At 61.1% G+C, this 11,902-nt stretch carries 11 protein-coding genes and 1 tRNA gene; 5 read left to right on the top strand and 7 right to left on the bottom strand.

The window, feature by feature from the left end; all coding sequences use genetic code 11:
- Positions 1 to 43 precede the first annotated feature (43 nt).
- Together D7S89_RS05500 and D7S89_RS05495 are read left to right on the top strand one after the other, a co-directional pair.
- Positions 44 to 403, top strand: a complete 360-nt coding sequence (locus tag D7S89_RS05500; RefSeq protein ID WP_183085106.1) for a DUF4212 domain-containing protein — start codon at positions 44 to 46, stop codon at positions 401 to 403.
- Positions 400 to 2,418 (top strand): sodium:solute symporter family protein, encoded by a 2,019-nt coding sequence (locus tag D7S89_RS05495; RefSeq protein WP_121276439.1) that lies wholly within the window; start codon positions 400 to 402, stop codon positions 2,416 to 2,418. The genes D7S89_RS05500 and D7S89_RS05495 overlap by 4 nt, the downstream gene beginning before the upstream one ends.
- 112 nt (positions 2,419 to 2,530) lie before the next feature.
- Here D7S89_RS05495 and D7S89_RS05490 read toward each other — a convergent pair whose 3' ends face one another.
- Positions 2,531 to 3,406, bottom strand: coding sequence for a cytochrome c oxidase assembly protein (locus D7S89_RS05490; RefSeq protein ID WP_121276437.1), 876 nt, complete (start codon positions 3,404 to 3,406; stop codon positions 2,531 to 2,533).
- Between the two features lie 374 nt (positions 3,407 to 3,780).
- Between D7S89_RS05490 and D7S89_RS05485 the strand changes: the two genes are divergently transcribed.
- Together D7S89_RS05485 and D7S89_RS05480 are read left to right on the top strand one after the other, a co-directional pair.
- The gene (locus D7S89_RS05485; RefSeq protein ID WP_121276435.1) at positions 3,781 to 4,893 is read left to right on the top strand and encodes a beta-galactosidase; all 1,113 of its coding nucleotides are present in this window, start codon (positions 3,781 to 3,783) and stop codon (positions 4,891 to 4,893) included.
- A complete protein-coding gene (locus D7S89_RS05480) occupies positions 4,797 to 5,600 on the top strand; it encodes a DUF4832 domain-containing protein (RefSeq protein ID WP_121276433.1) in 804 nt (267 codons plus the stop codon). The genes D7S89_RS05485 and D7S89_RS05480 overlap by 97 nt, the downstream gene beginning before the upstream one ends.
- A gap of 191 nt (positions 5,601 to 5,791) precedes the next feature.
- Here the strand turns inward: D7S89_RS05480 and D7S89_RS05475 are convergent.
- From D7S89_RS05475 to D7S89_RS05460, 4 genes are all read right to left on the bottom strand, one after another.
- Positions 5,792 to 5,882: transfer RNA gene (locus D7S89_RS05475), tRNA-Ser, on the bottom strand.
- Positions 5,883 to 6,263: 381 nt separating this feature from the next.
- Positions 6,264 to 6,482 (bottom strand): pentapeptide MXKDX repeat protein, encoded by a 219-nt coding sequence (locus D7S89_RS05470; protein WP_121276431.1) that lies wholly within the window; start codon positions 6,480 to 6,482, stop codon positions 6,264 to 6,266.
- Between the two features lie 163 nt (positions 6,483 to 6,645).
- Positions 6,646 to 7,428: a molybdopterin-dependent oxidoreductase gene (locus tag D7S89_RS05465; protein ID WP_121276430.1), complete on the bottom strand. Its 783-nt coding sequence runs from the start codon at positions 7,426 to 7,428 to the stop codon at positions 6,646 to 6,648.
- Positions 7,429 to 7,464: 36 nt separating this feature from the next.
- Positions 7,465 to 8,103, bottom strand: coding sequence for a cytochrome b/b6 domain-containing protein (locus D7S89_RS05460; RefSeq protein WP_121276428.1), 639 nt, complete (start codon positions 8,101 to 8,103; stop codon positions 7,465 to 7,467).
- Positions 8,104 to 8,726: 623 nt separating this feature from the next.
- Here D7S89_RS05460 and D7S89_RS05455 point away from each other — a divergent pair.
- Positions 8,727 to 10,109, top strand: a complete 1,383-nt coding sequence (locus D7S89_RS05455; RefSeq protein WP_121276426.1) for a GIY-YIG nuclease family protein — start codon at positions 8,727 to 8,729, stop codon at positions 10,107 to 10,109.
- Positions 10,110 to 10,254: 145 nt separating this feature from the next.
- On the opposite strand, the gene D7S89_RS05450 is transcribed toward D7S89_RS05455, so the two are convergent.
- Both D7S89_RS05450 and D7S89_RS05445 read right to left on the bottom strand, forming a co-directional pair.
- Positions 10,255 to 11,184 (bottom strand): phosphatidate cytidylyltransferase, encoded by a 930-nt coding sequence (locus D7S89_RS05450; RefSeq protein WP_121276424.1) that lies wholly within the window; start codon positions 11,182 to 11,184, stop codon positions 10,255 to 10,257.
- A 36-nt stretch (positions 11,185 to 11,220) separates the two neighbouring features.
- A complete protein-coding gene (locus D7S89_RS05445; RefSeq protein ID WP_121276422.1) occupies positions 11,221 to 11,850 on the bottom strand; it encodes a lysophospholipid acyltransferase family protein in 630 nt (209 codons plus the stop codon).
- Positions 11,851 to 11,902: the final 52 nt, after the last annotated feature.

The raw sequence follows: 11,902 nt of genomic DNA, 5'->3' as shown, positions 1-11,902 counted from the left end.
CAATCTCGATTGCCCGTGCCGCGCCTTTTTGATACATAGGGGGATGGTCGCGCCACGTCCGCCCGATTCCGCACTTTTTTCGCCGCTCGAGCCGCCGCCCGTCTCGCGCGCGATGGCGCTTGCGCATCGGCGCTACTGGCGCTTCAACGTCATCTTGATCAGTGTATTGATGCTGATCGGGTTTGCCGTGTCGTTCATCGTGCCGTTGTTTGCGCGGCCGCTCTCGACCGTGCGCGTCGCGGGGTTCCGGCTGTCTTTCTATATCGGCGCGCAGGGCGCCATCCTCGTCTACCTGTTGCTGATCGTCGTCTATATCGCGCTGATGCGCCGGGCCGATCGTGCGCTGCGGCGCGCCGCGAGAGTCGAGCAGGCGGGTGAGCCCATGCGGGAGCCCGCGCCATGAAGCTCGAGAACCGGCTGATCAGCGCGTATGCGTTCTACACGGTCGGTTTTCTGACGTTCGTCTATCTGATGTGGCGCATCGAACGCGTGATCGGGCCCGGCGTGTGGGTCGGTTACGTGTTCCTGTTCGTGCCGATTGCGGTGTATGCGGTGATCGGGCTGTTGTCGCGCACGTCCGATCTCGTCGAATACTACGTGGCGGGGCGGCGCGTGCCGGCCGCGTTCAACGGCATGGCGACGGCGGCCGATTGGCTGTCGGCTGCCTCGTTCATCGGCCTGGCCGGCTCGCTCTACGCGAACGGTTACGACGGGCTCGCGTATCTGATGGGCTGGACCGGCGGCTATTGCCTCGTGGCGTTCCTGCTCGCGCCTTATGTGCGCAAGCTGGCGCGCTACACGATTCCCGACTTTCTCGGCACGCGCTTTTCGAGCAACCTCGTGCGCGGCCTCGCGGCCGGGGCGGCGATTCTCTGTTCGTTCGTCTATCTGATCGCGCAGATTCAAGGTGTCGGCTTGATCGCGACGCGCTTCATCGGCGTCGATTTCGCGATCGGCATCGCATGTGGGCTGGCTGGCATCCTCGTCTGTTCGTTCCTCGGCGGCATGCGCGCCGTGACGTGGACGCAGGTTGCGCAATACGTGATTCTCATCAGCGCGTTTTTGATTCCCGTGTCGATGATCGCGCATAAGAATGGCCTCGGATGGGTGCCGCAGCTGACTTATGGGCGGCTGATGCAGCGCACGGAAGCGCTCGACCGCACCGTGCGCGATGCGCCCGCCGAGCAGAGCGTGCGCGACTGGTACCGCAAACGTGCAGGGCAGGTCGACATGCAGATCGCTGCGCTACCGGCGTCGTATCTCGATGAGAAGGGGCGTCTTGCCCGCGAGCTCGACGAGCTGCGGCGACATAACGGGCCGCTGCGCGAGATTCATGTGCGTGAGGCGGCGCTGGCTGCGTTTCCGCGTGATGCGGCGGCCGCGCGCGTGGCGTGGATGCAGACGCGCGACGATTGGCTTGCGCGCGCAACGGCTCCCGTGCCGATGTACGAGGCGTTCCCGGCTGCGAGCGAGGACGAGCGGCGTGTGCACGAGCGCAACTTTCTTTCGCTGCTGATGTGCTTGTCGTTGGGCACGGCAAGCCTGCCGCACATCCTGTCGCGCTACAACACGACGAAGTCGGTGGGATCGACGCGGCGTTCGGTTGGGTGGACGCTGTTTTTTATCGCGCTGTTCTACGTGAGCGTGCCGGTGATGGCCGTGCTGATCAAATACGAAGTGCTCACGCATTTGGTCGGGCATCCATTCGACGACTGGCCGACGTGGGTCACGCAATGGCACCGTGCGGACCCGTCGCTGATCAGTCTCGTCGATCCGAGTGGCGAGGGCGTCGTTCGTTGGTCGGGCATTCAGATGCAGCCCGACATGGTGGTGCTCGCCGCGCCTGAGATTGCCGGGTTGCCGTATGTGATCTCGGGGCTTATTGCAGCGGGGGCGTTGGCGGCGGCGCTGTCCACCGCGGACGGGTTGCTGCTGACCATCTCGAATGCGTTGTCGCATGACATTTACTTCTACATGATTGACCCGGCTGCGACGAGTCAGCGGCGGGTCACGATCTCGAAGATTTTGCTGCTTGGGGTCGCGTTGTTTGCGTCGTATGTCGCGTCGTTGAATACGGGCAACATTCTGTTCTTGGTGGGGGCGGCGTTTTCGCTAGCTGCGTCGAGCTTGTTCCCGGTGCTGGTGCTGGGCGTGTTCTGGAAGCGCACGACCAAGTATGGAGCGGTGGCCGGGATGGTGGCGGGGCTCGGCGTGTGCGTCTATTACATCGTGTCGACGTATCCGTACTTCACGCAAATGACGGGGTTCGTGGGGCAGCGCTGGTTTGGGATCGAGCCGATCAGCTCAGGCGTGTTCGGGGTGCCGGCGGGGTTTGCGGCGACGATCGTCGTCAGCTTGCTGGATCGGGCGCCCGATGCCTATACGCGGGCGCTCGTCGACTACATTCGACATCCGTGAGGGGCCGTATGGCGGCAAACTCCGCTTTGCGAACGGATTCCACTTCCTGATCAGCGTGATCGGTATGCGTTTCGATAGTGACGGCCCTCGTGCCGGCAACGCAGCAATGCCGTCAGATGCTGCTCGTCGGGTAGCCGGGCCGGTTCGGCAGTCGCTTCCGGGCGGAAGTCTTGGGCTTTGCTGCGCGCGGGGAATTCGACAACCGCATCAGATGCCGTAAGGCCATCATCGCACCGATCGTCTCCAGCACGGCAGCCGGAACCCACATGATCAATCCGCCAAGACTTTGGTCGAGGCTAGGCGGCAACGATGTGAATGCGCGGCCGCAGAGCGTGAAAACCGGGTAGAGATCGCGTGTAGTGAACGTGATCACGGCTCCGGCAAGAATCTGCGGCGTCATGGTGATGACGGGCGAGAGCACACGCAGACCAGGGCGTGCGCGGCTCGGCGGGCTTGGCCGATGGTCGAGAATGAGCCACCAATACAGGAGTCCGCTGGCAGCGACAGACCAGTTCATGAACAGGTAGATTCGCCAATCCAGCATCGAGACAAATTGAACGGACGGTATCAGCCAGACGAGCACAGAGACGATGAACGCAGCCGAGACGAACGCCGGGTTCAGCAGTACGGCTGCAGCGACACGGGTGCAGCGACTGCGTTGCCATCGTCTGAGCGCACGGCGCCACGCGAACGGCAGACCGGCCCTTAGTGCGCTGCCCGGATACGCGGCCATGACGAGGAGCGGCGCCAAGTGATGCAGGACAAGGTGCTGGAGCCGGTGCACGAAGAACTCGTGTTCGGCGTAATAGTCCACCTTGGTGTGAAGCGACAGGTAGAACAACGCGAGTCCAGTCCAGAAGGCCACGCGTCGGGCCACGGTCATCTGCGCCCGGTGTGAACCACGCGCAAACAGTATGGCGGCAAGCAGGCATATCGCGACGAGACCATACGAAGCCTCCCAAGGTTTTAGAAAGCTGATGAGCGGCATAGGGAATGGGCCGATGGTAGGGGCCACGGCGGTGGGAACGATGCCGTGGCGATGCCGCGCATGGTATCAGCAACCCAATCGGCTGACCGCGCGCGTGGGAACGTTCTAAACGGCCAGGCGCTGTCTTTATCGATCAGTGTCCAGTCTCGCTCGAAGCCAGTGCGGCACTCGTTTGTCGGGATGCGTCCGGGATCGATCGTGCGGCGATTCATCGCAGGATCGAGCATGAGGTCGTGGATTTCCTGCGAACCCATCTATAACTTCTTGGCGTGGAGCAAACGAGCCGGCAGCGACTTGCCAAAACAATCCGGCCATTGAAGTGGCGTCGCTACCTGATCGCATATGAATGTCACGTAAATTTCAGGAGGCCTGCTATGGATACAGCCTTTCATCGACCCATGCGTCTGCTGTTGGCATTCGTTTATGTCGTCGCCGTCACGGCATTCTCGCCGGGCATCGGTGCACAAAGCGCTTCACAAAGCGGCGTGCAACGGCTGACACCTTTGCAACTGCCGCCCGCTACTGCGCGTTTCGATCCGGTGACGGACCAATGGCAGGTGAGGGGCGAATTATTCAATCCAATGAGCGGGTTCTACACGGCGGTCGCACAAAAGACGATCGGCCCGAACAACCCGCCCTGCGTCGGCTGTGCGCCCGATCTCGATTTCGCTCCGCTCAAGTCCGATTCCGCACCGCTGTCCGGCGTGCCGGCAAACGTCTATGGGCGAGTGTCGTGGCACACGCTCGAACCTGTCGAGGGACGCTACGATTTCTCGGTCATGGACCATGTGATCGCGCCTTGCACTGCATCGTCGCAGAAGACCGCGTGCTTGCCGGACGGCGCCACATTCGGTTTCCGGGTGATGGCATTCAATCCGCAATACAAGCTCGATACGAACGTCACGATTGGCGCAGACGGCTATCCCATCTACAGCGATGCGCCCATGTACCTGCTAAAGGACGGCGCAGGCCGCGCGCACGGATGGCTGTTGCCAGTCGCGCCGTCCGATCCGGAGCAGGGCCATTACTTCGTGCCGGACTGGAACGACAGGTTCGTCATCAACAGAATACGCGCCCTCCTGGCGATGCTGGGCCGTCGTTACGACGGCGATCCTCGCATCGGTACGATCGACATCGGGATCTATGGAAGTTGGGGCGAGTGGCATACCGCGGGGCTGCCCGACACCAGCGACTACAAGTGGGGCGACATTCCCTATTCGCCTCGCGATGCCGAGTACGCGCTGAACACCCAGGCCTATCTTGCGAACAATGGCGTGCCCGGTGCGTACGAACCGGGCAGCGAAGCGTCGAAGGAGGCGATCATATGGGCTCATGTGCGCGCGTTTCCCGATAAACAGCTGGTCATGCTGACGGACGATTCCAAGGCGCTATGCAGTGCAATGCGTATCGATGCGGGCAACTGCCGATCGGTCTGCGACGCGACAGCCTTGGCTCGTACACGGGGTGGAGTGCCGGTTTTCCCGTAAGCTCGTCGTGCCGTTCGGCCGATGGCACCGATCTCGTCGCCACACGCTGGCAGCGAGCGCCATTCGTCGTCGAGCCTTTCGGCAATGGCAGCTCGCCGACGTTTCCCTGCCAGACGTTTGAACTCGATCCCACCACGAATCAGCTCGCGATTCTGGAAGAGGTCCAGCAATACCACATCGCCGACATCAAGAACGCATCCTTCTGCACCGGATCATGGTCAGCATTGACACAGACCGAACAGGCGGCTATCTGGACTGCTGGCCTATCAGCAGGCTATCGATACGCGCCGGCGGCGGTTGACGTGCAGATTGCGCCAGCGGCCAGGACCGGCAGACGCTTTCGGGTAACGACCCAGTGGAGCAATACCGGTACCACGCCTACCTACACTCGATGGCAGATCGAGTTCCGGGCGCGGCCGCAACGCAACGCGGCCGGCTTGCCCAGCGCGCCGTGGCAGCCGGCGGCACGTTTCGTATCGGCAGCCGACCTGCGTAAGGTGCTCCCAGGGAGCACCGCGGTATTCGGAGACGAGTTCGTCCTGCCGAAGGACGTGCTACCCGGTTCATACGAACTCGACGTACGCGTACTCGATGCGCCGCGCTATTTAAAGCCGATGCAGCTATCGCTTGCGAACGCGCTAGGCGATGGTTATTACGTGCTCGGCACGATTCAAGTGCCGAACGACGATCGCCGCGACGGCCGATGACCGCATCGAGTCCACGAGCAAATGGCTGTACTGTGCGAGCGAGACGGGCGATAAGGATCATAGGCCCATCTCGCGAGAGGGCTTGACTAATCGGTATTGGGAAATTCGCGAGTGCGATCCCCCCCAATTTGCCCATCTAACAAAGGCTTGCGAGATTTTCGGCGAGGGGGAGGATGCCTTGGAAGCTTGACTGGCGGAGAGAGGGGGATTCGAACCCCCGATAGGCTATTAACCTATACACGCTTTCCAGGCGTGCGACTTAAACCACTCATCCATCTCTCCGCGATGAGCCGCGCAGTATAGCAAACTTTGTGTCGACATGACAGCCCCACACGGGGCGGCTGTTAGCTCAACGTGAGAATGCCCGATCCGCGCAGGGCAAGAATGTCCGCTCGGTCGTGATCGAGCGACGCGCGGATGGGATTAACAATGAGAGCGCGCGAGGTAGGGCGGTTACGGGTGCTCGAGCGGCGCTACGCCAGCGCGAGCCATTGACCGTACTGATGTGCCCAAGCGCCAGTCCGATTCGAAGCGAAGATCCGCTCAAGACCAGCGACGCACTTCCTTTGCCCCCTGAATCGTCATGGCGCCCCTCGGCAACCAACCGAGATAGATCCCGCACCGATCGCCTGGAGCGCCTTTCGCCATGAGCCTTTCTTGAAATCAATTCCCCATCGCACCCGACGCTTCATGCTTCATGCCCATCGAGCCGTTTTTCTTGGCGGGCGTATGCTTCTTCTTGGCCATCGGTTGCTTTGCCATCGTCCCGCTCGCCATTTCGCTGTTGGACATAGCGCCGCTCGCCTCCTGCGCGAATGCGCCCGATGTACCGAGCCCGAGTCCGAGCACGGCGGCAAGCGTCGCGATCGTCATCTTGTTCATGAAATCTCTCCTTGGTGTTGTGATTGTTCAATGGATGGTGGTACCAGGATAAGGTCGCGCGGCCGGAACGCTCGTCACGCTTCAGCGCTCGACGTCGATCGGGGCGCCTGAGGTCCAGGTGGCCATGCCGCAGGCGAAGCATCCTGGGCGCGGCCGCGAGGCATCAGGAACCGCCGAACCAGTTGTACCCCTGATCGCTCCAATAGCCGCCCGGGTACGTATTCGTCACAAATATTTCCATCACGTGCTTGGGATTCTTATAGCCTAGCTTGGTCGGTATCCGCAGCTTCATCGGGAAGCCGTATTCGGGCGGCAAAGTCTGACCGTCGTATTGGAACGTGAGCAACGTCTGCGGGTGCAGTGCACTCGCCATGTCGATGCTTTCGTAGTAATCGTCGGCACACTTGAAACCAACGTACTTGGCACTCGTGTCGGCCCCCACGCGATGGAGGAAATCCACGAACGGCGTGCCGCCCCAATGCCCGATCGCGCTCCAGCCTTCGACGCAAATGTGCCGCGTGATCTGTTCGGCATGAGGGAGCGCATAAAGCTCCGACAGCGTCCAGTTGCGTTTGCCTGTGACAAGGCCGCTCAGCTTCAGGACGAAACCATCGGCGTCCACTTCTGGCACCTGATCGATGCCGTAATAGGCATTAAATGGGAACGGCCGCGTGAGTTGTGCTTCGCTGTATGTCGGTGCGAGCCGCGTCGGGTCGAAAAGCCAGGCTTGGATGCGATCGTTCATCCGCGACACGCTCATCAGAAACGCGTTGACCGATTTTTCGTCGGTGAGCGAGCAGCCCGTCAGCATCAACAGGCCGCCGAGCGTCAGCACGCGCTTGCCGAACGCGCGGCGCGACGGCAGGGCCAGTTCGCGGCGTGCGTCGGCCAGGATCGCCCGGGTGTCCAGCGAGGGCATCCCGGTGCCGGTTGGGGATCGTTTCATTGCCCACTCCTTTTCCACGCGTCTCGGGGCGTGTGTCTACCGGCCGCGCAGCATGGCGATCAGCGAGCGCGGCACGAGCGCGACCATCACGACGTGGACGACCAGAAAGGCCGCTAGAAACGCCATGGCGCAAAAATGCACGACGCGCGCCGAGTCGTAGCCGCCCATCAGCGTGCGCAATAGCGGAAACTGCACCGACTTCCAGATCGCTAGCCCCGAGAGCACCAGCACCACGAGGTCGACGATCACGGCCAGATAGGCAAGCTTTTGCACGGCGTTGTACTTCGACAGGTCGGCATGCGAGAGCTTGCCTGTCAGCGCGCGCCACAGATCGAGCAGGACCGCGCGCAACGAAAGCGGGAAGAAGCGCGAGAACAGACGCCCGCTCGCTACGCTGAGCACGAAATAGACGATGCCGTTGGCCATCAGCAGCCACATCGCCGCGAAATGCCACTGCAGCGCACCGGCGAGCCAGCCGCCGAGCGTGATCGACATCGGGAACATGAAGCTCCGGAAGATCGGTGAGGCGTCGTAAATTTGCCAGCCCGAGAGCATCATCACGATTGCCGCGAGCGCATTGAGCCAGTGCGTGACGCGGACCCAGCGTGGGTGGATCAGCGTGGCCCGGTGCGCCGGAGCGGGTTCGTGCACGCCGCGCGCGCGTGGTACGGCCATGGTAGGCCTCCTCCTTAGTGTCTGCCGATCGACTCGCTGAGTGCGTGCCTCGGCAGCCCGCCGCTAGCCGCGTAACGCGAGATCGGCGGCTTGAAGTACATCGCGCGAGGCGCTGTCTTCCACGAACGCCGCCACGACGAACCGGTCCGGCGCGGCCCGAGCGCGGATTTCTCGGCCGGCCCCAAATACTTCGGGTGTGTAGATAGTAGGCGAAGAACCGTGCGACGCAAGCTCGCGCTGCCTTTCGGCTACGGCGTTCTCACAGTTATACGCACGAGAGTGACAAACGGATGCAGGCGCTTGGGCCCATTCTGCGAATTGGGTTGGCATACACACCGAGTTCCCTTAGACAAATGGTCCTTTCAGCACGCCTACAAGCTTTGGCTTTGCTACGGGGTATTCTGGACGGTGCCGCATTGCAGATCAAACCCGGCGTATGTAGTTTGCGCGTGAGCGGCGCGATAAAGCTACCAGTGGCATACTCACGTTCCAAAATTCCAGTTCAGCTAGCCAAAGCCGAATGGCGCGATGTCCAGGGGGACACGTTGCCGTGACGAATTATGGAGTTCTTCCCAGAGGCGTCTTGAACACACGTAGATAACAGACCAACTTCACGCCGTTTCATGTCAACTCAAGCCACGCACACAAAAAAAAGACGTTGGTACCGCGAGGACGACAAATGCCCGAAGTGCCAGGACGGGCGTATCAAAGTCCGTCCAAACAAAAAAGACGGTAGCTTATTCTTCGGGTGCTCAAACTTCCCCAAGCTGAATTGTAGATTCCAGGAAGATATCCCGGAGAGGCCTGGCTACGTCTACGTACTCTCGAATCCCGGCTACCATCTGAATGGCATACCGGTCGTGAAGATCGGCTACACGACCAATACGATGAAAGCCAGTCTGGAGCAGATCGACAAAACGGGGGTTCCGTTCGAGTTTCAGGTTGAATATCAGAAGATGGTGTGGAAGGCCTGGGCGACGATGCGTAAGGCTCACATAACCTTGCAGGCCAAGCGCCTGAATCCGGACAGCATAGAGCGGGATTTTTTTGTCTGTTCGATCCAGGAGGCAGTGGATGCAGTTGCGGCAGCAGTCCAGGGCGACATCAGCTACAAGGCGGAACGGCCATCCGAACTGCGCAGTGCTGACGATGATGTTGACCCGGAGGCTCAGCTAGAGCCTGACGCCGAGGAGCAACGGTCAACGCGAGAAGCCTGGCGTACCAGCAGACGCACGGAGACGCCAGGCTACGTCTATGTGTTGGCAAATGATGTCTACCATGACGGCAAGGCTCCGCTCCTGAAAATCGGTTATACCGCTTGGGAGCCGCAACAGCGCGCGGATGCGCTCTATCATTGGGACTACAGGAATCTTGACTACCGGGGCGTGCCGCAGCGATTCAAGGTCGTGCATTTCGCACGCTTCGAGCGGGCCTTTGACGCTGAGCAAGGCGTGCACGAGGCGTTGGACGCTTTCCGCGTCAACCCGCATCGGGAATTCTTCTCCTGTACGTTAAGCCAGGTTGTGGCAGCGATCCAGGCCGAGTTGGATCGTGAGGCGCGTGAGAAGGTGCAACGCGAAGCAGCCGAACAGGCACGCAAGTATCAGGAAGCGGCGCAACGGCAGGCACGAGAGCGTGAAGTACGCACCTCCCCACCACAGATCCATGTGCCGCCACCAATACCCGTTCGACATACGCCCGGCCAACCGAAAATTCGAACTCGCAGGTCTCTCCTTTCAAGACTCGTCATTGCGGGTAGCGTTCTTGGTGCTGTGTATGCGTTCGACCTTCTGTCGGATTGGCTGAAGCCGCATCCGGCTCCAGCGTCAACGCCAGCCATTCAGAGGCCAGTGAACGATCAGAAAACGAAAAAGACGGATGGCCATACTACGAAGAGGAAAAAGCACAGATCTGTGAAGAAACGCCAATCAGCGATAAGCGCTGTTGAACCGGAACAGCAAAACGAAATGCCGCCGCCCGCCGACGTCGCCCCGCCTGATCAATAAGCTACGCCAGATGCCTGCATCTGATTCCATGCTTCGGTACGGAAAAACGTGTTCCGGTTCGCCGCCATTCAAACGCCAGCCGGCGCAGCGCTATTGGCGAAAGACGGGCGATGGCTTACGGCCCTCGGCCGAGGTCGCCACCCCATCACACATACAGATAGCGGACCAGATGAAAGAACACGGGTGCGGCGAAGCAGATCGAGTCGACCCTGTCGAGCATTCCGCCGTGACCGGCGATCATCGACCCCCAATCCTTCGCGTCCAGTGAGCGCTTGACTGCCGACAGCACGAGCCCGCCCACGAAGCCCGCGATCACGATGGCGAGCGAGATCAGAAACGCGGCATTGAAGCTGAACGGCGTCACGCGGTAGAGGGCGACACCGCACAGCGTCGCAAGCAAGCCGCCGCCGACGAAGCCTTCGATGGTTTTCGATGGCGACAGACGCGGTGCGATCTTGTGCTTGCCGAACAGTTTGCCGACCACGTATTGCAATACGTCGCTGATCTGTACGACGAGCAGGAAGTAGAACAGCAGCAGCGCGTTCTTTCCGGCGTAGTGCGGAATGTCGAGCATGAGCACGGCCGGTGCGTGGCTGAGCCCGTAGACGCAGACCATCAACGCCCAGTTGATCTTTGCGTTGCGGCCGAGGAACTCGCGCGTGTCCTGCGTCAGTGCGGAGACGAGTGACATCGCGAAGAAGAGATGCACGGGCACGAAGATCGAGTACATCCCATACCAGTTGATGGCGAGCAGCAGGTACTGGACGGGAATCGCAATGAAGAACGCGATGAAGAGCGTCGTGTGGTCGCTCGCGGTCGTTGGCGTGAGGGTGATGAATTCGCGCAGCGTGAGGTACGACAGCAGCGCGAAGACGAAGTAGGTGACGTTGTTGCCGAGACCGATTGCGATCGCCATGACGGCGATCATGGCCCACCATGCGCGGATGCGCTGGTTCAGGTTGACGATCGTGGGGCTTTGCCCGCCAGCACGTGCGCCGAGGATGGCGCCGATGATCGTGGCGACTGTGAGCAGGCCGGTGAGGCCGGCGACCAGTTCCCAGAAGAGTGTCCGCATAGGTTCGATGTCTAGTTGTATGAAGGAGCGGGCGGCTCAGCTCGCTGGCCGGCGCGGTGCCAGTGCAATGACCGCGTCGCGCATGCGAGCGAGGAACGAGGCCTTGTCTTCGTGTTCGCCACGCTTTTCGGTCGCGCCGAAATGCACCTTGCAGATCAGCGGCACGGGCCAGATCGCGCCCTTGGGCATGATTCGTTGAAGATTCTCCAGGTAGACCGGGCTCAGGTCGACATGGGGAAACTCGTTTGCCAGATGGAACAGGCCGCTCTTGAACGGCTGCGGCAGCACGTCGGCGCCACGTGTTCCTTCGGGGAAGATGATGATCGAGTGTCCCTGCTCGAGCGCCGCGCGTACAGGGGCGAGCGGGTCTTCGCCCGTTTCATGATGACGGTCTATCAGCACGACGTTCAGCAGGTTTTGCGCGATATGGCGCTTCAGCGAGCTTTTGTCCCAGTAGTCGCGCGCCGCGACCGGGTGCGTGGTCGCACGCATGTCGTGCGGCAGCGCGGCGAGGATCGCGAGCGTATCGACGTGACTGGTGTGGTTCGAGAAGTAGATCTTCTGTGTCGCGGAAGGCGGCCCCTGGTGCCAGACGGGGTAAGCGCCCGCGACCAGGCGGACTATCGTCAGCAGGAAATCGCGCTGCCAAACATGCCAGATGCTCATTTGCCGCGCGCTCCCCGATAGCATGTCAGTGTTGGCCAGGTGCGAGCGATGC

Origin of the sequence: Trinickia fusca (assembly GCF_003628145.1) — a bacterium.
Classification (GTDB): domain Bacteria; phylum Pseudomonadota; class Gammaproteobacteria; order Burkholderiales; family Burkholderiaceae; genus Trinickia; species Trinickia fusca.
Note: the sequence above shows the minus strand (reverse complement) of the source record. Positions and strands in the feature narration are given on the sequence as shown.

Excerpts from the sequence above, each read along its gene's own strand:
- D7S89_RS05470 (WP_121276431.1), bottom strand. The coding sequence starts at position 6,482 with ATGAACAAGATGACGATCGCGACGCTTGCCGCCGTGCTCGGACTCGGG.
- D7S89_RS05495 (WP_121276439.1), top strand. The coding sequence starts at position 400 with ATGAAGCTCGAGAACCGGCTGATCAGCGCGTATGCGTTCTACACGGTC.
- D7S89_RS05445 (WP_121276422.1), bottom strand. The coding sequence starts at position 11,850 with ATGAGCATCTGGCATGTTTGGCAGCGCGATTTCCTGCTGACGATAGTC.
- D7S89_RS05455 (WP_121276426.1), top strand. The coding sequence starts at position 8,727 with ATGTCAACTCAAGCCACGCACACAAAAAAAAGACGTTGGTACCGCGAG.
- D7S89_RS05450 (WP_121276424.1), bottom strand. The coding sequence starts at position 11,184 with ATGCGGACACTCTTCTGGGAACTGGTCGCCGGCCTCACCGGCCTGCTC.
- D7S89_RS05485 (WP_121276435.1), top strand. The coding sequence starts at position 3,781 with ATGGATACAGCCTTTCATCGACCCATGCGTCTGCTGTTGGCATTCGTT.
- D7S89_RS05460 (WP_121276428.1), bottom strand. The coding sequence starts at position 8,103 with ATGGCCGTACCACGCGCGCGCGGCGTGCACGAACCCGCTCCGGCGCAC.
- D7S89_RS05500 (WP_183085106.1), top strand. The coding sequence starts at position 44 with ATGGTCGCGCCACGTCCGCCCGATTCCGCACTTTTTTCGCCGCTCGAG.
- D7S89_RS05490 (WP_121276437.1), bottom strand. The coding sequence starts at position 3,406 with ATGCCGCTCATCAGCTTTCTAAAACCTTGGGAGGCTTCGTATGGTCTC.
- D7S89_RS05465 (WP_121276430.1), bottom strand. The coding sequence starts at position 7,428 with ATGAAACGATCCCCAACCGGCACCGGGATGCCCTCGCTGGACACCCGG.
- D7S89_RS05480 (WP_121276433.1), top strand. The coding sequence starts at position 4,797 with ATGCAGTGCAATGCGTATCGATGCGGGCAACTGCCGATCGGTCTGCGA.